The 22,359-nt window shown below is 41.0% G+C and carries 19 protein-coding genes and 1 other annotated feature; of the genes, 4 read left to right on the forward strand and 15 right to left on the reverse strand.

Features of this window, described 5'->3' with window-relative positions:
- Positions 1-10: 10 nt before the first annotated feature.
- Positions 11-1,003, forward strand: a complete 993-nt coding sequence (locus tag ACSBQP_RS10825) for a glycosyltransferase family 2 protein (RefSeq protein WP_099496864.1) — start codon at positions 11-13, stop codon at positions 1,001-1,003.
- 48 nt (positions 1,004-1,051) lie between these two features.
- Here ACSBQP_RS10825 and ACSBQP_RS10830 read toward each other — a convergent pair whose 3' ends face one another.
- Together ACSBQP_RS10830 and ACSBQP_RS10835 are read right to left on the reverse strand one after the other, a co-directional pair.
- Positions 1,052-2,401, reverse strand: coding sequence for an amino acid permease (locus ACSBQP_RS10830; RefSeq protein WP_048001938.1), 1,350 nt, complete (start codon positions 2,399-2,401; stop codon positions 1,052-1,054).
- A gap of 75 nt (positions 2,402-2,476) precedes the next feature.
- Positions 2,477-2,701 (reverse strand) — a binding site (T-box leader).
- A 91-nt stretch (positions 2,702-2,792) separates the two neighbouring features.
- Positions 2,793-3,467, reverse strand: a complete 675-nt coding sequence (locus ACSBQP_RS10835; protein WP_008348217.1) for an NAD(P)H-dependent oxidoreductase — start codon at positions 3,465-3,467, stop codon at positions 2,793-2,795.
- 221 nt (positions 3,468-3,688) lie between these two features.
- Between ACSBQP_RS10835 and ACSBQP_RS10840 the strand changes: the two genes are divergently transcribed.
- Positions 3,689-4,054, forward strand: a complete 366-nt coding sequence (locus ACSBQP_RS10840; protein ID WP_017357877.1) for a winged helix-turn-helix transcriptional regulator — start codon at positions 3,689-3,691, stop codon at positions 4,052-4,054.
- An 8-nt stretch (positions 4,055-4,062) separates the two neighbouring features.
- Here the strand turns inward: ACSBQP_RS10840 and ACSBQP_RS10845 are convergent, their stop codons facing one another.
- The 3 genes from ACSBQP_RS10845 to ctpB form a co-directional block, all read right to left on the reverse strand.
- On the reverse strand, positions 4,063-5,250 hold the full coding sequence (locus tag ACSBQP_RS10845; protein ID WP_435028401.1) for a PDZ domain-containing protein: 1,188 nt from the start codon (positions 5,248-5,250) through the stop codon (positions 4,063-4,065).
- 68 nt (positions 5,251-5,318) lie between these two features.
- Positions 5,319-5,672: a swarming motility protein SwrAA gene (locus tag ACSBQP_RS10850; protein ID WP_007500014.1), complete on the reverse strand. Its 354-nt coding sequence runs from the start codon at positions 5,670-5,672 to the stop codon at positions 5,319-5,321.
- A gap of 344 nt (positions 5,673-6,016) precedes the next feature.
- Positions 6,017-7,465 (reverse strand): carboxy-terminal processing protease CtpB, encoded by a 1,449-nt coding sequence (ctpB, locus tag ACSBQP_RS10855; RefSeq protein ID WP_435028402.1) that lies wholly within the window; start codon positions 7,463-7,465, stop codon positions 6,017-6,019.
- A 153-nt stretch (positions 7,466-7,618) separates the two neighbouring features.
- On the opposite strand from ctpB, the gene ACSBQP_RS10860 reads away from it, so the two are divergent.
- The gene (locus ACSBQP_RS10860; RefSeq protein ID WP_017368130.1) at positions 7,619-8,359 is read left to right on the forward strand and encodes a sulfite exporter TauE/SafE family protein; all 741 of its coding nucleotides are present in this window, start codon (positions 7,619-7,621) and stop codon (positions 8,357-8,359) included.
- 48 nt (positions 8,360-8,407) lie between these two features.
- On the opposite strand, the gene ACSBQP_RS10865 is transcribed toward ACSBQP_RS10860, so the two are convergent.
- The 5 genes from ACSBQP_RS10865 to ACSBQP_RS10885 form a co-directional block, all read right to left on the reverse strand.
- Positions 8,408-9,670 (reverse strand): murein hydrolase activator EnvC family protein, encoded by a 1,263-nt coding sequence (locus ACSBQP_RS10865; RefSeq protein ID WP_008348225.1) that lies wholly within the window; start codon positions 9,668-9,670, stop codon positions 8,408-8,410.
- Between the two features lie 114 nt (positions 9,671-9,784).
- Positions 9,785-10,675 (reverse strand): permease-like cell division protein FtsX, encoded by an 891-nt coding sequence (ftsX, locus tag ACSBQP_RS10870; RefSeq protein ID WP_024719915.1) that lies wholly within the window; start codon positions 10,673-10,675, stop codon positions 9,785-9,787.
- Positions 10,668-11,354: a cell division ATP-binding protein FtsE gene (gene ftsE, locus ACSBQP_RS10875; RefSeq protein ID WP_008348229.1), complete on the reverse strand. Its 687-nt coding sequence runs from the start codon at positions 11,352-11,354 to the stop codon at positions 10,668-10,670. Before ftsE ends, ftsX begins: the two co-directional genes overlap by 8 nt.
- 382 nt (positions 11,355-11,736) lie before the next feature.
- Positions 11,737-12,066 carry a cytochrome c551 gene (cccB, locus tag ACSBQP_RS10880; RefSeq protein WP_007500002.1) on the reverse strand — a complete coding sequence of 110 codons (330 nt, stop codon included), beginning with the start codon at positions 12,064-12,066 and terminating at the stop codon, positions 11,737-11,739.
- Positions 12,067-12,114: 48 nt separating this feature from the next.
- Positions 12,115-12,963: a YitT family protein gene (locus ACSBQP_RS10885; protein WP_007500000.1), complete on the reverse strand. Its 849-nt coding sequence runs from the start codon at positions 12,961-12,963 to the stop codon at positions 12,115-12,117.
- 189 nt (positions 12,964-13,152) lie between these two features.
- Here ACSBQP_RS10885 and ACSBQP_RS10890 point away from each other — a divergent pair, with 189 nt between their 5' ends.
- Positions 13,153-13,887 (forward strand): alpha/beta family hydrolase, encoded by a 735-nt coding sequence (locus ACSBQP_RS10890; RefSeq protein WP_435028403.1) that lies wholly within the window; start codon positions 13,153-13,155, stop codon positions 13,885-13,887.
- Between the two features lie 215 nt (positions 13,888-14,102).
- Here the strand turns inward: ACSBQP_RS10890 and ACSBQP_RS10895 are convergent, their stop codons facing one another.
- From ACSBQP_RS10895 to ACSBQP_RS10915, 5 genes are all read right to left on the reverse strand, one after another.
- Complete coding sequence (locus tag ACSBQP_RS10895) at positions 14,103-15,896, reverse strand: M3 family oligoendopeptidase (RefSeq protein WP_268450028.1); 1,794 nt, start codon at positions 15,894-15,896, stop codon at positions 14,103-14,105.
- A gap of 124 nt (positions 15,897-16,020) precedes the next feature.
- Positions 16,021-17,122, reverse strand: a protein-coding gene (gene prfB, locus ACSBQP_RS10900) for a peptide chain release factor 2 (RefSeq protein ID WP_096881918.1) whose coding sequence is annotated in 2 segments (ribosomal slippage) — positions 16,021-17,049 and positions 17,051-17,122 — 1,101 coding nt in all. Because the reading frame shifts where the segments join, the coding sequence is not laid out codon by codon here.
- Positions 17,123-17,189: 67 nt separating this feature from the next.
- Complete coding sequence (gene secA / locus ACSBQP_RS10905) at positions 17,190-19,715, reverse strand: preprotein translocase subunit SecA (protein WP_035701569.1); 2,526 nt, start codon at positions 19,713-19,715, stop codon at positions 17,190-17,192.
- 198 nt (positions 19,716-19,913) lie between these two features.
- Positions 19,914-20,477, reverse strand: a complete 564-nt coding sequence (gene hpf / locus ACSBQP_RS10910; RefSeq protein ID WP_007499992.1) for a ribosome hibernation-promoting factor, HPF/YfiA family — start codon at positions 20,475-20,477, stop codon at positions 19,914-19,916.
- A gap of 189 nt (positions 20,478-20,666) precedes the next feature.
- The gene (locus tag ACSBQP_RS10915; RefSeq protein WP_435028404.1) at positions 20,667-22,352 is read right to left on the reverse strand and encodes a methyl-accepting chemotaxis protein; all 1,686 of its coding nucleotides are present in this window, start codon (positions 22,350-22,352) and stop codon (positions 20,667-20,669) included.
- Positions 22,353-22,359: the final 7 nt, after the last annotated feature.

Raw genomic sequence — 22,359 nt, forward strand, 5'->3', positions numbered from 1 at the left:
ACGATGACTGATGGAAAAGAACATACAATACTCTGTTGTAGTCCCAGTGTATAATGAAGAACTTGTGATCCATGAATCGTATCAGCGCCTCAAGACCGTCATGGATTCGACGGGAGAAGCATATGAGCTTCTCTTCGTCAATGACGGCAGTATGGATCGAACAGCTGAACTGATTAAAGGGTACTGCCAGACTGATCCGCATGTGAGACTTATTGATTTTTCTCGTAACTTTGGGCATCAAATTGCCATTACAGCGGGAATGGATTATGCAAAGGGAGAAGCTGTCGTAGTGATTGATGCGGATTTACAAGATCCACCTGAATTGATTTTAGACATGATTGAAAAATGGAAGGAAGGCTATGAGGTCGTATACGCGGTCCGCACGCAACGAAAAGGCGAAACAGCTTTCAAAAAGTACACGGCTTCCCTTTTCTACCGAGTGCTACGTCAAATCACTGAAGTAGATATTCCTATTGACACCGGCGACTTTAGATTGATGGATCGTAAAGTGTGTCATGAAATGAAAAAAATACGCGAGAAAAACCCATTTGTCCGGGGATTAGTGAGCTGGGTTGGCTTCAAACAGATTGCGGTAGAATATGTTCGGGATGAGCGGTTGGCAGGAGAAACAAAGTACCCTCTCAAAAAAATGCTCAAGCTCTCGATGGATGGGATCACATCTTTTTCTTACAAACCTTTAAAGCTAGCCAGCGTAGCAGGTATTGTCCTTTCAGCTATTGGCTTCATTTCGATGTTTCTAGTTTTATATTTAAAGCTTTTTACTAACAGCACCATCACCGGCTGGAGTTCATTAATTGTCATTCAGCTATTCTTTAGTGGGATCATCCTCTTTATGTTAGGCATGATCGGGGAGTATATCGGCCGAATCTACGATGAAGCCAAGGACCGGCCGCTATATATCGTCAGGGAGAGCTATGGCCTTCAGGCAAAGCCCCATCCCGTTCAATCCCCTGTCCACTTCAAGCAATATAAACAGCATTAAAAAAAGCGTGCGAGACCCTTCAAAAGGTCCTGCACGCTTTTTAATAAATTAGACGGCTGTTTCAAACCGTTTTCTGTTAATAAAGAAAGAAAGTGTAATGATTAAATAAATGCCCATGGTGACCAGCGTTTGAACAATTGGTGTATTGAATACAACGCCGACAAAAATGGCCATGATCGCAATAACTGAAAACCACGTTGTGAAAGGATACAGCTTCACGCGATATCCGCCTGGCTGTGCGACGCTTCGAGATTTCAAATGACCGACGGCAATGATAAACCAGATGAATAGAACTGTGTAACTTAAAGAGCCCATCAAGTAATTAAACGTTTGACTTCCTACAAAAAGAGAAATCAATACAGCTGCATACAAGGTGGATGTACATACAAGGATGGCTCGAACAGGCACCTGCTGTTTTGACAGCTTGGAGAATCCTTTCCATACACGGCCATCCATTGCCTGTGTATAAAGCACCCGTGATGAAGCATACAAGCCAGAGTTCATAGAAGACAAAATCGCTAGTAAGATAATACCATTCATGATGTCACTAGCATATGGTACTCCGATCGTTGCAAACACCGTCACAAATGGACTTACTTGCTCATTGTTTACTTGATTCCAAGGGATTAAGCTGACAATGATAAAGAACGGCAGTACATAAAAACCGATGATGCGTACAAACGTACTTTGAATGGCCTTTGGGATGACTTTTTCAGGGTTTTTTGTTTCTGCTAACGTGACCCCAATCATCTCCGTCCCACCATATGAATACACGACAACCAGCATTGCTGCAATTAATCCGCCAGTACCATTTGGGAAAAATCCACCGTGATCCGTTAAATTAGACAATCCAGGTGCTGCATGCTGTCCGAATGAGACAAATAGCATGGTAAATCCAATGATAATAAATAAGATGATGACAGCAATTTTAATAGAAGCTAACCAATACTCTGTCTCAGCAAACATTTTGACTGAGCAAACATTAATGATTGTGACTACAAGTGAAATGATTAACACAAGTATCCAGATTGGCACTTGTGGGAACCAGTACTGAATAAAGATGGCCGACACAATCGCTTCTGCTGCAATGTTCAGCACCCACATCTTCCAATAGATCCAGTCTAAGAAATAGGCCGGATATTTTCCTAACACAGGTTCAATCAAGTCACGGAATGTTCTTGCTCCAGGTCGTGCAACGGTCATTTCGGCAAGTCCTTGCATAATAAATAATAAAATAAGACCACCAATCATGTATGCCAAAATGACAGCAGGACCCGCAATATCAATGGCAGAACTGCTTCCTTTAAACAGACCAGCACCGATGGCACCGCCAAGCGCAAGCATCATAATATGCCTTGATGTCATTGTTCGTTTTAACTGCACATGTTCCTTTTCCATTTTCTATAGCTCCTTTAAATTTGAATCTTCAGACAAATATGAGATAAAAGCATATAAAAAGGCCAGCCATCTCCTGGAAGAGACGACTGACCTTGCAACCGCGTTACCACTCTTATTGATTCAGCCATGGCTGAATCCAACTTAAAACCCGATAACGGAGGTCACACGTAAAGACTTACTATTCATTCAGTCTTACCGCTCTTTGAGCGAGTTCAATGATTCGTTTTACTGCGTTGCACCGACCCGCAGCTCTCTTAAAAAACGGATGTTCATTTACTATTCTCAAGTCAAAGCGTTTATAGTCAAATTTGTATATTCGTCAAAGATTTTATTTTTTAAATATACTGACTAACCACGCAATTGTCAACAGCCTTTTTCAGACAAACAGCGATTAACGAATCCAAACAGCTACTTCATCCATCGGGCGACGTGTTTTGCCGCGTTTTGGCTCAGTGACACGATAACCAAAGGCTGCCATGACAGAGATGTCGTATTGACCGTCCTCCAGTAACCCTTCTTCTTCTAAGATACGATGGATGTGATCGTAGCTAAATCCTTCAACTGGGCATGAATCAATGCCGATCTGTGCCGCAGCTGTCATCATGTTACCTAAGGCAATATACGTTTGTTTTGAAGCCCAATCAAATAATGTACGGTCATTTTCTAGCAGATGAAGATCGTTCTCTTGGAATTCTCTGTAGCGCCCCTTGACCATTTCAAACGTTTCGTCTGTCATTCCTTTGATTTGCTTGTTGATGTATTCTGCATATGCTGAATCATAGCGGGCATCTGTTCTTGCCAAGATGATCACAAAATGGCTGGCAGTTGGAAGCTGCTTTTGCGCCCCCCATGTATACTCTTTTAATTTTTCTCTAAATGCTTCATTTTGAACAACGAGGAACTTCCAAGGCTCAAACCCTACAGAGCTTGGAGAAAGTCTTCCTGTTTCTAAAATAAATGCAAAATCATCCTCTGGAATCTTTTTCGCTGGGTCAAACTCTTTTGTCGCATGACGGAATTCATACGCCTCAATGATTTCTTTTTTTAACTGCTCTTTGTCTCGCATTTTATTCATCCTTTCTAATGAACAGGTGTGTTCCCACAATCCAATTTCTTTCCATTCCCTCATAGAAATTGTTATGATAGGAAAACAAACAACCCGAATGTGTGATGTCCTATCTCTATGGTAAAAGAAAAGCTTCCATTGATTCAAGTACGCACATTTTTGTTCGTTAGGTACAAACATGTTCGTTTATGACCATTTTCGTTTAAGAAAGGAATGTTGAGATGAGTGCACCATCCAATCCAGTCAGTATTGTGAATCATGGCTGTCCCGTGTCTATCACTACAAATGTCATCGGAGGAAAATGGAAAGGCGTCATCCTTTATCATTTGACTTGCGGTCCAAAGCGTTACAACGAAATACGCCGGCTTCTGCCAAGAATTTCGCAGCGTGTCCTGACGTTGCAATTACGAGAACTTGAACAAGACGGGATTGTTCACCGTGAAGTCTATGAGGAAGTTCCTCCTCGTGTCGAGTATTCACTGACTTCTCTTGGAAATACGTTAAAGCCCATTATCTTTGCCATGCGTGAATGGGGCGAATCCTATGGGAGAGAAACGCGCCCAAAAGAAAAAAGCTGCCATCTCTAGCAGCTTTTTTAAGATGAAATCGCCGTTGGCTCTTGCTGAGGATCGTCCTTCACAAACAGGATACCAAGCTGGTGATGCTCCCCTTCGTAAGAGGCGCGTTTCTCAAACCTTGTCTGACCATTGAGACCAATGATCTCAAGCTTTGTCAGAGCACGATTGGTTTGTAGTGCTTCATAAAATTCTGAAACGGTTTTGATCTCGATTCCATTGACCTTTGTAATCATTTCTCCGATCTCAAGCTTTAAATCAGCCGCAGGGGTATTCGGAATGATACCAAGCACCATAAGCCCTTGATTCCGCTTAGAGAAAAAGAATGGTGCAGCGTTGTCATTCGCCCTCTGCTTCCATGATAAAAAGGCTCTTCCTGCAATCGCTAGAACAACAGCTCCCCACGCAATCGGCTCAAACCAAATACTTGCCGCACCTACTGCAGCAACAGCTAGACCGAGCATCATAATTCGGCGTGACGTAATTTGAATACTCACAATTGGCAGCGATCCTTGAATACGCTGGCCAAAGCCGATGATGTACGGGATCACAATAAATGAAAAGCTTTGATCGTGCACTTGAAGCACAGGCCACCATGGCAGAGAAGAAGTCCATTCACCTGCCGGCATCAGCAAAACAAGTGGTAGAAGCCACAGACGGTTTGCTCGCTGCTGGCCGATCAAAAGTCCTCTCGCACTCATCACCATTGCAGGCGATGTACGTAAATGCGCCGTTCGATAGGCTAAGATGCCTTCGGTCATTAACAGTAGCCCTAACAGGATCACAACGGCTGATGCATTCATCATTGAAAGCTGCGGCAGCCAAGATTGGCTCACTTGAACAGACATCAGTCCAAATGCCGCAATAAAACTGAAACCGAGTGTGTATGCAGACGAAAGCGCACTCGCCTTAAAGAATAAAGAGAAAACGATGGTCATCGCTGCAATCAGCACGATGAATCCAGGCGGAAGGGAAATCCCTAAGCCTACAGATATGATCGATAGACAAATTCCTGGAACCCATCCCTTTGAATATGTAAATTTCAGTTCATCGTAAACATCTTCTATTCTTGTTTGAAACGCTTTTCTCTCCCGCTTTACGCGGATGTAGCCATATAATAGGCTGATTAATATCATAAAATAAAAAAGAGGATGGATTAAAAACAGACCGACCGCTTTTAATCCGGCTCCCATCCACTCCGAGCTCATTATCGTTCACCGCCCAAGTCAAGCATTTTCTCTTATTCTATCAAATAAATCGATGCTTGACATCAGGTTTATTTCTCCTGATTCATCCAAAGTGTGACATTCGACAGTGAAAAATCTTTTAAATAGTGATTCACATCTACATCTAGTATGCCGCCGAGAAGCTGCATGGACCTCTTGATGTCGGTTAAGTTTATACCAAGTCTCTTATGATTATCCATTAAATAATTGAAGTATATCTCAGCACAGTCTTCATCGATCTCGTCGACTGATTCTACCGTTGTGTAATTGACCAAGTACCTGCTTAACAGCATGAGTAGACTTAATGCCTTTGTAGCCGAAAACGTCACATCTTTCGTACGACTCTTAAGCTCCTCTACCAACTCGTAATATTTTTTCTCTCTCACAATACTTGCCCTTTTCAATTGTGTACCCCCATTTACTAGTTCTTTTAAGAAAAGCGCAAACCTCGGTACAGCTCAATGCTTAAGCTGAATATCCGCAAAAAATAAAATATTTAAAATGAGTGCTACTTTTTATTGTAAGAATTATTTATGTAACATACAACTTTCAAAAGTTTCATTTTCATGACATGTTTAAATCAACAGAAAGTCTCTTATATAAATATGTTATCGGGTAAATTCGAAGGAATGTTATGTTTTTTGTAAAATAAATGAATATATTTCTCGATATAATATATTTTTAAGAATAAATTATTACATGTTCGTAACACTTATGAACCAAAAAAAAGAGGCATTTATTCGCCTCTTTATTTTTTGAGATATAGTGCTTTTAGTGCAGTTTGCAGCTGAAGATCATTCTTTTCATAAGATTTCACTTCATCTACCATCTTGTTCATCATTTTCGCTGTCTTTAAATCAATCACGCCTGATTTTTCGAGATTGTATGTGCTTTGAAATGCGAGTACAGCCTTTTTCGTTTCTTCGTCAAAATATCCATCTACTCTGCCAGGGTCAAATGATAATCCTTTTAACAATGTCTGTGCTTGTCTGACTTCTTCATTGTTCATATCAAGCTGAAGCGGTTCTTTCAGCTGGAGCGGGCCAACGGTGAAGTAATCTGGTTGATGAATCGCAATGGTCGGCACAACGCCTTTTTTGTGAATCCAATTCCCTTTCGGTGTCAGCCACTTATACAGCGTTAATTTAATGTTACTTCCATCTCCCATTGGTACCGCCTGCTGCACAGTTCCTTTACCAAAGGAAACGTCACCTACCACTTCATACTTCCCTGCTTCTTTCATGGCACCAGCCAGAATTTCAGAAGCGGATGCACTTCCTTTATCAATTAAGACATTGATTGGGTATGGTTTTTGTTCTTTTCGTTTTGAAAAATATCGTTTTCGATCGCCATTCCGTTCTGCAATTTGAATATATGGCTGATCCTTTGTGATAAAATGTTTCAAAATATCTTCCACACTTTGTAGATAGCCGCCAGGATTTCCTCTCACGTCCAGCACAAGGCCTTCCATGCCCTTTTTCTCGAGCTTATTCAAGCTTGCCGTGAAATCCTTCGCCGTATCTTCAGAGAAGCTAGAGATCGCGATATAGCCTGTTTTATGACCATTGACCTCTTTCATTGAAGCCGTTACGGTTTCAAGCGGGATTTCTTCTCGTTTGATATGGAATGTTAGCTCTTTTTCAATTCCATTTCGTCTGATTTTCAAGTCGACAGACGTTCCTTTTTTTCCTCTTATTTTCAGTACAGCATCGTTTAGGCTTTTTGCTTTCATCGTCTCACCGTCAATGCTGATGATTTCATCTTTCGGTTTCAGACCCGCCTTTGCCGCAGGGGATTTTTTAAAGGCAGAGACAATGATAATCTTTCCTTCATCCATTCCAACTTCTGCCCCAATTCCTTCAAATGAGGAATCAAGTGAATCCGAAAATTGCTTTGCGGTTTGCTTGTCCATGTATACTGAATACGGATCATTTAAGGTTGAAAGCATTCCTTGAATGGCACCTTCAAGCAGCTTTTGACGATCCACTTCCTCTACATATTCATTCGAAATGAGGTCATAGGCTTTCTCAATTTTCTCCATTCCGTTTTCCTTCGCTCGATCACTTGATTGAGCTTGTCCAGCCACTGCAGCAGCCGCTTTCGGTGACTCCGCCTGAGTCGCCTCTTTATGCGTCACAACCCCTGCACTGATGATGAGAATGACACTTGCCATGATGGATGCGATTTGTTTTTTCATATTTGGCCTCCTTCTTCAACTCTTCCTGATGACCTGAGTTATTATATGCCAGAAGAAGGGATTTCATGTAAAGACATTCTCCTAAGGAGGCTTGACTAATCATTTCATTAGGTGTAATTTTTATTTTGTTACGATCGAGAAGGAGTCTTCGCTATGTATATTATATTGACGATGCTTTTATTAGGAATTTTACTAGGGTTTGTAGGAGCTGGCGGGGCTGGTTTTGTCATCGCATTGCTGACGTTAATCTTTGATGTACCAATCCATACTGCACTTGGGACATCTTTAGCTGCTATGGCATTTACGACTTTATCTGGTGCATACAGCCACTACCGAGAAGGAAATATTCAGCTCAAATCAGGTTTGATTGTCGGTGCACTAGCTTGTATTGCTTCATTTGCCGGAGCAAAAGTGGCTCCTTTTATTCCAGAGGATAGCCTGCACTATTTAACAGCTGGTATGCTCTTTTTATCTGCTGTTTTTATGATGATCAAATTGTTTGTCCTAAAAGAAGATGCTGAGCAGCAGCCGCTTTCTTCACGCCAATTGCTGATCAGGGGCATTATATTAGGCCTTGTATCAGGGATGCTTTCAGGGATGTTCGGTATCGGATCAGCACCATTTATTCAAGTGGGGCTTTTGATTTTGCTGAAGCTGTCTATTAGACAAGCTGTTGGCACAACGATGCTAGTGATTATTCCAATCTCTATTGGCGGTGGGATTGGTTATATTTCAGAAGGCTATGTTGACTTTATCCTGCTCGTTCAGATCTTAATCGGTACCGTATTAGGAGCTTTTATTGGGGCAAAATTTACACGCCTTGCGCCGAAACCTCTCTTAAAATCCGCTGTGCTTTTAACACCTATTATTGCCGGATTACTGCTGTTATTTTAATTTCATCTACATGAAAAAAGCCGATAACATGCTGTTATCGGCTTTTTGTTAGCGGATATATTGCGCTGGATTGACTGCATTTGATTTCGCGCCATTCCATAATCCTTTATGAATTTCAAAATGAAGATGCTGGCCATAAGACTGACCTGTGTTGCCCATATATCCAAGGAATTGACCTTGCTCGACTCTTTGACCTGTTGACACACTTCTTGTTGAAAGATGAGCGTATACCGTTTGATACGTTTGGCCATTGATGTTATGTGTAATGAACACCACGTTCCCATAACTCGACGAGTAGCTTGAGTTCGTGACTGTTCCAGATGCGGCTGCAACGACAGATACAGTGCCTTTTGCAGCGATATCTAATCCGTAATGCTGTCCGCCAGAACGTCCGCCAAAGCCTGATGAGAAACGGCCTGCAGCTGGTTTAATGAAACCTGAGCTACTTGCTGGTGTATCTGACACTTGATCAGATCCTCCACTTGGTGCAGGTGCACTTTTTTCAGCAGCTGCTTGTTCTGCTTTCTTCGCTTCTTCTTTTTGACGACGTGCTTCTTCAGACTTTACCGCCGCTTTCTGATTCGCTAGAATTTCTTGTTCATTTTCAAGCTTTCCTAGTTCATCATGTGCATGTTCTTTTTCTTCCGTTACATGACCAAGGACTTTTCCTTTTTCTTTTTGCTGTTTAGATAGGTCCTTTTTCAACGTTTCAAGCTCTTTCAAAGATGTTTCAAGTCCACTTAGCTGTTTATTTAGCTCTGCTTCTTTTTGCTCTACTAGCTCCAAATCATTTTCGTGTTCTGTAATCATGTCTTTATCTGCTTCGACAATGGTTGTAACAGCTCCCACACGACTGACAAAATCACTAAAGCTACGAGCACCTAGCAGCACATCTAAATAGTTGATTGTACCGCCACTTTTTTGCATAGAACGAATTCGATCTTTGAAAATCGCTTTTCTCTTTTCAATTCGCTCGTTGATGACTTCAATCTCTTTTTTTAGTTTTTTGATCTCTTGTTTCGTCTGTTTGACCTCTTTTTCTTTTTCAGCGACTTTTTCAGTTGCGGCACTTACTTTTTGGTCAATTTTTTCAATTTCTTGCTTTAGCTTTGATTCTTTCTTTTCAAGCTTTGCCAGTTCTGATTTCTTTTTCTTCAAGGTTGATTCAGTCTTCGATGTTTTCTCTTCAATTTGTTGACGTTTTTGATCTAGGTCTTCGTATGCGAATGCACGATTTTCGTTCCCTGGAATGTATAGCCACGTTGTTCCAATAAACGCTGCCATTCCAGCCATCATCAGCTTTCTTTTCAAAACGATATTCCCCTCCCATGACAACTGCCTGCATAAAGAGTCGACCGGATGAATTGGATCAACCGGTCACATCTTCTATAGAATCTTCGAGTGCTGCCATCAATATAAATAGATTTATACTTTCAAGAATTTACGGATGGACGTTAAACTTCCCCACACACCGATAATGGCACCGATCAATAGAAGGATCAGTGATACTTGATAGACAAACGGATTGTATGGAAGCATTGAAATAAATGAACCTTGTACCCTTGGTGCCACCCAGCCGACAGCGTATTGATACGTGCCAAGCAATACAGCGATTGGTATAATCGAGCCAAATACACCAAGTAGTAATCCTTCGATGAAGAACGGCCAGCGGATAAACCAGTTCGTTGCACCTACTAGTTTCATAATCTCAATTTCTTTACGTCTAGCAAAAATCGTAATTTTGATCGTATTGGAAATCAAGAACATCGCTGTAAATAAAAGCCCAATAATAAGTGCGATGCCGACATTACGCGCCACTCCGACAACATTAAAGAGTCGGCTGACCTCTTCTTTTCCATAAGTGACTTTATACGTCCCTTTTAGGTTTTCTAATTTCTTCGCTACTTTTGGTGTATCGTGGGGATCTGTTGTTTTCACAATAAACGCATCATTCAATGGATTTTCTTGATCAACCAATCCCATAGATTGTCCATTTTCACCAAAGCTTTTAATCAGTGCTTTTAGTTCATCATCCTTGGATGAATATTTCACATCACTGATTTCAGGAATCTTCTCAATTTCTGCTTTTAATTCATCCTGCTGCTTTTGATTCGCAGTTAAATCAATGAGAACTTTTACTTCTACTTCTTTCTCAGCGTTCGATGCCATGTTATTCAAGTTGAGCATAATAACAAGAAAAACCCCAACTAAAATCAATGTGACAGTGACCGCACTAATTGATGCAAATGTCATCCACGTGTTTCTTCCAAGTGAACGGAAGCTCTCACGTAAATGCCGCGAGAGAGTTTTAATCATAAATTCCGTACTCCCCTCTTGCTTCGTCACGCACAATCATTCCATCTTCGATTGCGATGACGCGTTTCTTCATGCTGTTTACAATCTCTTTGTTGTGTGTCGCCATGACGACTGTTGTTCCGCGGTTATTAATCTCTTCGAGTGTCTTCATGATTTCCCATGAAGTATCTGGATCAAGGTTTCCTGTCGGTTCGTCTGCAATGACAACCTCAGGATGATTGACGATCGAACGAGCAATCGATACACGCTGCTGTTCACCGCCGGAAAGCTGATCTGGAAATTGACGAGCTTTGTGCTTTAATTGCACCAAATCAAGTACTTCAAGCACTTTTTTCTTAATAATACTTGGCTGTTCACCAATGACTTCAAGAGCAAATGCCACGTTCTCAAAGACCGTGAGACTTGGAAGCAGTTTGAAATCTTGGAATACTACGCCAATTTCTCTTCTCACATAAGGAATTTCTTTTTCCTTCATCGAGCCTAAATCTTTGTTATTAATTAAGATTTTCCCTTTGGTTGGCTTCTCTTCACGATACATCATTTTAATGAACGTGGATTTACCAGCGCCACTGGGACCAACAACATACACAAACTCTCCTGGATGGATAGAGACATTGATTCCATTGATCGCCTTTACACCATTAGGATAGATCTTATAGACTTCCTTCATTTCAATCATGTAATCACCTAATCTTTTCTTATTCGCTGTCAAACAGCTTATCATGATGTTCTGACACTTCTCGTCAAAAAACGTTATGTATGGTCACGCACATACCCTTCGATACGCACAAGCAATTTATGTCCTTTTCATCCAAAAAGATGAAAAAATTGAATCATCTAAATTTCAACAACTCCAATTATACGTCATGAATCGACGCAATGGTATTACATTTATATTTCAAAACTTATAAATAAAAGGTAAATAGAGCAACCAAAACCGAAAAACATGTCTTTTTACCCTTATTTTTTAAATAAAATTTAATATAATACGTTTTCATACTATCCAAAAGTCTTTTTCTACAAATAGAAAATAAAAAAACCTTGTCGATTAGACAAAGGTTTTATTTTTTCTCTGCAAGCCATTTGGCGACTTCTTTTGCTTGTTTTTCATCTACCATTCCACTTGGCATAGATCCTTTACCGTTCTGGGCAATATCTGCAATTTGGCTTTCATTATATTTCTTCCCGACTTCTTTCAGGCTTGGGCCGCCTCCGCCAGATAAGTCTTTTCCATGACAGCCAATACAGTTTTGCTGATAAATCTCTTCACCACTGCTCACATTTGAAGCACTTTTACTGCCTTCTTTGTCACTGCTGCTTGAATTTCCTCCACAGGCCGCAAGTACAAAAAGCATAGCGACAAAAAGAAGCGTTAATCCGCTCTTTTTCATGTATTTCCCTCCCTTACAATCATTTGGTCAACGTTATTATATCCTTGTTTACGCCCTTTTAAAACCCTCACCCAGCACCTCTTTTGCATCCATGACGATGACAAACGCTGATGCATCGATCGCTTTTACCACTTGTTTCAACTTTGTGAATTGTGACTGCCCTACAACACACATTAAAATAGGCCGGTCATGGTCGGTGTACCCACCTACTGCTGAAATCTTCGTTACACCACGATCAATTTGATCAAACACCGCCTGTCTGACCTCATCCTCATGGCCCGTAATAATCATAGCCATCTTCGAGTGACTAAAGCCAGCCTGTACGACATCAATCGTCTTGCTAGAAATGAACACTCCGATCACAGCGTACAGTCCTTCTTCAATCCCAAAAACAGTCATGGCCGCCAAAACAATCAAACCGTCCATCATCGCTAAACAAGTACCTAACGTCAGCCCTGTATATTTATTGATGATTTTGGCCGCAAGTGCCGTTCCTCCCGTTGAACCATTGCCGAGGAAAACGAGCCCAATCCCGATCCCAATCACTACACCGCCAAATATTGCGGCGAGCAGTGCTTCATGGGTGACAGGAGCAATGTGTCTTGTTAAGAACACCATTAAAGGTAAAAAGACAGAACCAACGAGCGTTTTTACCCCAAATGTTCCACCTAATAAATAAAAGCCTGCGATAAAGAGCGGAATATTGAGACCCCATTGTACATATGCAGCTTCAAAACCGAATGATTGCATAATGGTACTGATTCCACTCACACCGCCAGCAGCAATCTGATTTGGTAATAATAACGTATTAAAGCCAACCGCTACGATAGCTGATCCTATTAAAATGAGTACATAATTTTTCACTTCAATCCAAAATTGAGAATGTTCCTGCTTCATGTCTTTCTTCCTCCGTTACTTCTGAATGCACACCTATTTTAAGCCCTCTCATTCGGATTGTAAATAACAGCCAAATGCAGTGCTAATGGATTAATACTTTATCACACAGCCGGATCAGCGTACTTGCCGTTTGGCAGAAGAGTAAATGATGGTATATTTAATATGTACATGAGAAAGAAGGGACATACGATGAAGAAAATACTGAAGATCACCGGTATTACATTACTTGCACTCATCATCTTAGCTTTTGGTGCTTTCTATACATGGAGCCGCTTTACATATGGACCATCGGAAGCGTTAAAAAAGCAGATGAACATTGAGCAGGTCGATCATAAAAACGGGGTATATTCATTTGAAGCATCAAAAAGCGATACTGGCATCATTCTATATCCTGGGGCAAAAGTTGAACCTCTTGCGTATGCCTATCTTGGGAATGCGCTGATGAAGAAAGGCTATTCGGTCTTTATCCCAGACATGCCATTTTCCTTCGCAATATTTAATACGAAGAAAGCAGACGATATCCTCAAAAGTCATCCGGCCATCAAGCATTGGTACATTGGCGGACATTCGCTAGGCGGAACAGCTGCCGCTATGTATGCAGAGAAAAATCAAAGCAAGCTGGACGGCCTCTTTTTCCTTACCTCCTATCCTGCATCAGATGATTTGAAACAGGCTTCCTTGCAAGTATTATCTATTTCAGGCGAAAAAGATGGTCTCGCAACACGAGAAAAAATCAAAAAATCGAAAAAGCAGCTGCCTTCTCAAACGGTGTATCATGAGATAAAAGGCGGTAATCATGCTCAATTTGGCATGTATGGCAAACAAAAAGGGGATCAGCCTGCAGACATTCCAGTCCTCACGCAACAAAAAGACATCGTTCAGACGATGCTGGAATGGGTAAAACCAGCAAAAAAGCTCCCGTAATGGGAGCTGCCAGATTGTTGACAAAGGGCTAAAATGAACTTGATTTTAGCCCTTTGTCTTCTTTTCAGCGTGATTGAAAACCTTTGCAGCCCTAGGAAGGACGAGCATCGGAGCGGAGCGAATTTGACATTCGTGAGCACCGAAGCGCAGGACTGACAACGAATGCGAGGGTTTGTCTACACGCTGAAGCTCCCGTAATGGGAGCTTTTCATTTTTTATGCCTTCGTCGCTTCTAAAAACTCTTCAGCATCTGCCACAGCCAGTGAAATGGCCTCTTCCCAAAATGCTTTTTGAGTAAGGTCGACACCTAGGTGCTTATATGCCAAATCTTCTACAGTCATTGACGCTGTATCTTTTAATAGCGCAATATATTTCTCTTCAAATGATGCCCCAGCCTGCAATGCTTTCGCGTAAATACCTAGCGAGAACATGTACCCGAAGGTGTAAGGGAAGTTATAAAACGGGACACCTGTAATATGGAAATGCAGTTTAGACGCCCAGAAATGCGGATGGTATTCATCTAAAGAGTCACCAAAGGCTTCCTTCTGTGCTTCTACCATCAACTCATTCAAGCGGTCAGCTGGCACTTCTCCTTGTTTGCGCTCTTCATAAAAACGTTGTTCAAATAAGAAGCGTGATTGAATATTCATAAAGAATGCCACACTGCGCTGCAGCTTATCCTCTAGCAAACTGAGACGCTCTTCTTCATTGGCCGCCTCTTTTAATGAAGCATCTGCCACAATCATTTCTGCGAATGTAGACGCAGTTTCAGCTACATTCATCGCATATTTACGATTCAACATCCGAACATCCTGCATGACTTCCTGATGGAACGAATGACCAAGCTCATGTGCTAGTGTCGCTACATTGGATGGAGTCCCTGAGAAGGTCATAAAAATACGTGATTCTCCGCTATCAGGGAAATTCGTACAAAAACCGCCCACTCGTTTGTTTGGGCGATTCTCAGCTTCTACCCAGCGTTCATTAAAAGCTTTTTCAGTAAAAGCAGCAAGCTCTTTTCCAAACCCTGCGAAATGCTTGATAATAAAAGCGGCTGCATCTTGATAAGAATAGGTTTTTGTCTCACTTCCAATAGGCGCTCCCACATCAAACCAGCTTAGTTTATCAACCCCAAGCATGTCAGCTTTACGTTGTAAATAATCAATGAATGGCTGTTTATGTTCATCAATGACAGACCACATTGTATCGAGCGTCTCTTGTTTCATCCGGCAAATATCAAGGGGCTCTTTTAATATATGATCCCATCCTCTTGCTTCATATACTTGTAGACGAAAACCAGCGAGATGATTGAGTGTGCTTGCAAACAAATGTTCATCCTGTGTCCATGCATGTTCTAAATTATGATAGACGGCTTTTCTCACTTCACGGTCTGAATCATCCATCGCATTTTCTGCTTGGCCTACAGAAATCATTTGTGTTTCACCATTTTGCTCAAAAGGAATGGTAATTTTGTTCACCAAGCTAGAATAAAGTTCATCCCACGCATGATACCCATCTACTGCTAGTTTTTGAATGAGTGTTTCCTGTTCAACAGGCAGTTGATCTTTCACATGTTCTCTTCGTTCATTTAATATGTAACGAACATCTGAGAAAGCGGCTGAATCCATTAATTCTTCCCACTGGCTAGTAGGAATCTCAGCAAGTGATTGATCAAACCCTGCTAGAATGGTTCCTAATTCAGCTTCCAGCTTGGCAATAGACCCTCGGAGACTGCCCGCCTTCATATCCTTTGTATTTTGAGATTGTAGACAGGATACAAATGAACCTGCTTGCGCTAGTTTTTTATATGTGATTTCATACGTTTCAAGGACAGTTGTTAACTTTTTTTCAATTTGTGTATCTTCTTTTGAAAAGGCATCTACCTTTTGTCGTAACTCATCTAATAGCTGCTGTATGTGCTGTAAGTATGTGATAAATTCTGATGAAGAACTGCCTCTTTTAAAAAAGGCATCTAAATCCCACGTCTCTTGTAATGGTTTTAATCCCAAATTATTTCCCCCTTTAATTGCTAATTTCATCATACAAAGGATATAGAGTCAGTATGGCATATGTATTCCTTTATATTCATTATATTTTCTCACAATTAAAAAAACCCGGCAAGAAGCCGAGTTTTTATGATAATTTTGAACGTAAATACGCATCGATAAAGGAATCTAAATCTCCATCCATCACCGCTTGAACATTTCCCATCTCCGTGTTGGTACGATGGTCTTTCACAAGGGAATATGGGTGGAAGACATACGAGCGAATTTGGCTTCCCCAGCCAATTTCTTTCTGTTCTCCTCTGATTTCATCCAATTCCGCCTGCTGTTCTTCGATCCGTTTTTGATAAAGCTTAGATTTCAGCATTTTCATTGCACGTTCTCTGTTTTTGATTTGGGATCTTTCCGTTTGGCACGTCACGACGACATTTGTTGGGATGTGTGTGATACGAACCGCAGAGTCCGTCGTATTGACGTGCTGACCCCCTGCACCACTTGCACGATACGTATCCACCTTAATATCCTCTGTACGAATATCGATATCAATTTCTTCATTAAATTCTGGCATGACATCACAGGAAACGAAAGAGGTGTGTCTACGGCCAGATGAATCAAATGGAGAAATACGGACTAAACGATGAACACCTTTTTCTGCTTTTAAGTAACCATAAGCGTTATGTCCTTTAATCAGTAATGTCACAGACTTAATTCCGGCTTCATCCCCAGGAAGGTAATCAAGTGTTTCGACCTTAAAGCCTCTGCGCTCTGCCCAGCGGGTATACATTCTGAGGAGCATCGATCCCCAGTCCTGTGATTCCGTTCCACCTGCACCCGGGTGAAGCTCAAGAATGGCATTGTTTTTGTCATACGGTTCGCTTAAAAGAAGCTGTAGCTCAAATTCATTAAACTGCTTCGTTAAGTTCTTCAGCTCTTTTTCAAGCTCTGCATGAAGCTCCTCGTCATAATCTTCCTTTAATAAGTCATGTGTCATTTGTAGTTCTTCATGCGATTCACTGAGTTCATGATAGGAGTTCACAGAATCCTTTAGTGCATTGGCTTCATTGATTACCCCTTGAGCCTTTTGCTGATCGTTCCAAAAATCAGCCTCTGACATCGTCGCTTCAAGCTCTGCGATTTTGACTTCTTTTGTTTCTAGGTCAAAGAGACCCCCTAAAATCAGCTAGCCTGCTAGCCATATTTTCAAGCTCTTGTCTAATTTCTACTAATTCCATATCCTTCACCTCATAGATGTATGGGGGCTGACATGAATAGAAAGAGGTTTTCACCTCTTTCCATTACTTATTCTGTCTTCCCATGACAATTTTTATATTTCTTGCCGCTTCCGCAGTGACATGGTGAGTTTCTTCCGATATCCACCACTTTACGCACCGGCTTTTTCTTCACTGTTTTCTCCTCATCGCCTTCTTGAGGCTGATGAGCAGTTGTTTGTCCTTGAACGACTTCTTCACGTTCTAGGTTGTTTTGGATTTCTGATTTCAGCACATATTTAGCGACGTCATCTTCAATTGAAGCGACCATATGCTCAAACATCGCAAATCCTTCCATTTGATACTCACGAAGCGGATTGGTTTGTGCATATGCACGTAAATGGATTCCTTGACGCAGCTGATCCATTGCATCGATATGATCCATCCACTTCGAATCTACTGCACGAAGAACGATGACTTTTTCAAATTCACGCATTTGTTCATCGCCAAATGTCTCTTCTTTTGCATCATATTTCTCTTTAATCCGCTCCATGATGAATTCGGTGATCTCATCTGCTTCTTTACCGAAGATATCTTTGACCGAAATGGCACCTTCATCTAAATAGTTCGTGTTGATTAATTCAACAAGACCATCTAGTTTCCATTCTTCTGGAAGTTCTTCTTTCGGCGTGTAAGATCCAACAGCCCGCTCAATAGATGATTGAATCATATTGATCACAATCGATTTCAAGTTATCAGAATCGATGACTTCAAAACGCTGTTTGTAAATGACTTCACGCTGTTGACGAAGAACATCATCATATTGCAGAAGCTGCTTACGGGAATCAAAGTTATTCCCCTCAACACGTTTTTGAGAAGATTCAACAGCTTTTGAGACCATTTTACTTTGAATTGGAGTAGAGTCATCCATGCCGAAGCGATCAAGCATCGCCATTGTCCGCTCTGCACCAAATCGGCGCATCAATTCATCTTCCATTGAGAGATAGAATTGAGTAATTCCTGGGTCTCCTTGACGACCAGAACGACCACGGAGCTGGTTATCAATACGGCGTGATTCATGACGCTCTGTCCCAATAACAGCAAGACCGCCTAGTTCTTTCACACCTTCGCCAAGCTTGATGTCTGTTCCACGTCCCGCCATGTTTGTCGCAATTGTGACGGCACCTTTTTGTCCAGCTTCCTCAATAATTTGTGCTTCACGCTCATGGTTTTTCGCGTTTAACACTTGATGTGGGATGCCTTTATTTTTAAGCAGTTTTGAAATTAATTCAGATGTCTCAACCGCAACAGTTCCGACAAGGACCGGCTGTCCTGTCATATAACGCTGTGCGACGTCTTCAGCTACTGCTTTAAATTTGCCATCCATCGTGCGGTAAATTAAATCAGGTCTGTCATCACGCACAACCGGTTTATTGGTTGGGATTGTGACAACCTGCATATTGTAAATGTTACGGAATTCCTCTTCTTCCGTTTTCGCTGTACCTGTCATACCAGATAGCTTTTCATACATACGGAAGTAGTTCTGGAACGTAATGGTTGCAAGTGTCATGCTTTCATTCTGCACTTCAAGACCTTCTTTTGCTTCAATGGCTTGGTGCAGACCTTCACTATAGCGGCGTCCTTTCATTAAACGTCCTGTGAAGGAGTCAACGATGACGACTTGGCCATCTTCCACAACATAATCAACGTCTTTTTGCATCGCAACATGCGCCTTAAGAGCCTGCGCGATATGGTGGTTAAGAGCGACATGTTTGACATCAAACAAGTTCTCGATGCCAAATGCTTTTTCCGCCTTCGTCATTCCGCTTTCCGTCAGCTGTACACTTTTTGTTTTAATATCATAAGTGAAATCGTCTTCTATTTTTAACGTACGAACAAAGGCATTTGCTTGTACGTAAAGTTTCGTCGATTTTGCAGCTTGTCCAGAAATAATAAGAGGTGTTCTCGCTTCATCAATTAAGATGGAGTCAACTTCATCGATGACGGCATAATGAAGTGGTCTTTGAACCATTTGCTCTTTGTACAGCACCATGTTATCACGTAAATAATCAAAGCCAAGCTCATTATTTGTTGAATACGTGATATCAGCAGCGTACGCTTCTCTTTTTTCATCTTTGTCTAAGCTGTTTAAGTTTAAGCCAACCGTTAAGCCAAGAAATTCAAAAATCTTGCCCATTTCCTCTGCATCACGACTTGCCAAATATTCGTTGACTGTCACAATGTGGACGCCTTTTCCAGAAAGAGCATTCAAATAAACAGGCATTGTTGAAGTCAACGTTTTACCTTCACCTGTTTTCATCTCAGAGATATTCCCTTCATGTAGGGCAATCCCCCCCATGAGCTGCACCTTAAATGGGAACATTCCTGTCACGCGGCGGGAAGCCTCACGAACCGTTGCAAATGCTTCAACCAAAAGGTCGTCTACAGATTGTCCTTTTTCAAGTTTTTCTTTAAATTCGATCGTTTTATTTCGTAAAGCCTCGTCAGATAATTTCTCAAAATCTTGAGCGAGAGCTTCGATTTCATTTGCCTTTTTTTCATATCGGCTGATCGTACGTTTCGTAGGATCAAACACTTTGTTTAAGATTCCAAGCATATAATAACGCTCCTCTATTTCATGCAATTTTTCGGCATGTCCAAAAGTTTGACAGGTCCATATTTACCTGCATTTATCATACCATACCTTCCTTGATTTCCAAAGAATTTGCAATGATTTAGCACAAAAAACCCGCCCCTAATGAAGGGAGCGGGTTTACTTTTTTTAGGTCATTTTCGGATCAAAAGGAACGAATGATTAAGCGTTCGGCTCAATGAGTCCATATTTACCGTCATTTCGGCGGTATACCACATTGGTCAAATTTGTCTCAGCATTTGTGAAGACAAAGAAACTGTGACCTAACATGTTCATTTGAAGAATGGCCTCTTCGCTATCCATTGGTTTTAAATTGAAGCGTTTTTGTCTGACGATTTCTGTTTCATCAATTTCTTCGTCATCTTGAACTGCTACTTCAGAAGCACCGTTTCCTCCAGCAAATAAATGCTTTTTCGCACCTTGCTCACGGAATTTACGGTTCACTTTCGTTTTATGTTTTCTAATTTGACGTTCTAATTTACTGGTTGCTAGGTCTACTGCATTGTACATATCCTCATTATGCACCTCTGCTCGAAGTGCTAGATCAGTCATTGGAATGGTAACCTCAACTTTAGATTCTTGATCGTTGTAAAATTTCAAGTTCACGTTGACTGAAGCATCAACATCTGACTCAAAATAACGCTCCAACTTTCCAATTTTTTTCTCGACATGATCTCTTAGTGCAGGTGTTACTTCGATGTTTTCTCCTCGGACATTGTAATTCATGTAAAGAACGCCTCCTTTAAAATTAAGGATATGTAAACTTATTTCTACTTTTCCCTCCTTTTCTCCTGCTCAAACGTAAAAAAAATGTGAATTTTTATTGAAATTTGTCGAATCCTGCGGTGCTTCAGCTTTTACTTGATAGGTGATGAATATATATTCGATTGATTCTTGAAAAAGACCATGGCGCTGTTAAATCTTGAAAGATGAAATAGATGTTTTCAGTGATTGAGACAAAGTTTTTAAATCTTCCGCTGCTGCTTTCATTTCCTCATTCGCTGCTAGTGATTCTTCAACAGCCGCCGACATGTACTCTGTTTCCTCAGAATTCCGCTTAGCACCTTCTTCAATAACACCAATTGTTTGAGAAATTTCTTCTGTACTAGCTGAGATTTGCTCTGTCGTAGCAGAAAGCTCCTCTGCTTTCATCGAGATATCACGGATGGATTCCAGAATTTCTTGAAAGCTCTGTTCAGACAATTGCGATACTTTCACACCTTCTGCTACATCTCGTTCCACTTTCGTCATAGATTGAGACGATCTTTCAGTATCTTTGTTCACGTTGGCGAGTAACTGACTAATTTGATCAGTCAGTTGACTTGATTCTTCTGCCAGCTTTCTGACTTCATCTGCAACAACCGCAAAACCTCGTCCATGTTCCCCAGCCCTTGCTGCTTCAATGGCTGCGTTTAAAGCAAGTAAATTTGTCTGATCTGCAATGGCATGAATATTCCCCAGCAGGTCTTGAATGCCGGTAAACTGTACTTGTACATTGGCCATTGTAGAATGATGTTCATTCACAGATTCCTTAATAGAACTCATTTGTTTCACAAATTGTTGAATGAGGGATGCGCCCTCTTCAGCCTTTTCAGTCACTGAAATTGAGTGACCCGAAACATCAGACGTATGTTCAGCCGCATTATGCATACCAGTCGAAACTTCTTGAATCGCCGAAGCTACTTTTCCTACTGCATCCGATTGTTCACGTGAAGCTTCACTGACCTGTTCAATCGAGCTAGACGTCTGTTCACTAGCCGAAATGGTTTGACTGATGGTTTCTTCAAATTGAGCAGCAGAATCAGCTAATTGCCTTGACCCGTTTTGCACCTGTAAGATGAGCTGACGCAAATGAGCTGTCATTTGGTTAAAAGCCGTACCGAGCTGGCCAATTTCATTTTTAGAGGTTACTTCAATCTCTTCAAGTGTGAGGTCACCATCTGCCATTCTTCTTGCTGCATGTGTGACAGATACAATCGGTTTTGTCATACGATGAACAAACCTTGTGCCAATGACTAAAAAGCCGACTATAATCGCTGCGCTAACGAGAATAAGCGTCAGCAATAATTGGTTACTTTCTTCATTGAGCTGACTGATTTTTTGATCACGCTGTTTCAATTGTGTTTGAGCAAATTCTTTTGTAAAGGTATGTATTTCTTGTTCGATAGGTTGTAATTCTTGACTGAGGCGGGTGTTGAATTCTTTTTGATTTTGCATATTCAATGAATTAAATAATCGATTTGTTGAGGTGTAGTAAAGATAATTTTTTTCAGAAATTTGATCTAACAGATTTTTTGCTTGTTTAACGGTGCTCATTTTTGATGCTTCAGTTGTTTTCTTATTGATTTCTTCATATGTTTGCTCAATCTTCTGTAAATTTTCAGCATCTTGAACAACCACATACGTTTTAATTTGTGCTTCTTGCTTTTGCAGCAGTGCCTCTAATTCCAGTGAGGTCTGGTACAGCTTTACTTCTTTGGTGAGGAGTGCTTTATATGATTGATCTGTTTTGTAATAGATAAAGCTAGAAAATCCTAAAATACTGACAAACAATACACATATGACAATAAGCCCAAATAAAAATTGATTTTTTAGTCTCATAAATTCC

Origin of the sequence: Bacillus sp. G402 (assembly GCF_051172515.1) — a bacterium.
Classification (GTDB): domain Bacteria; phylum Bacillota; class Bacilli; order Bacillales; family Bacillaceae; genus Bacillus; species Bacillus altitudinis.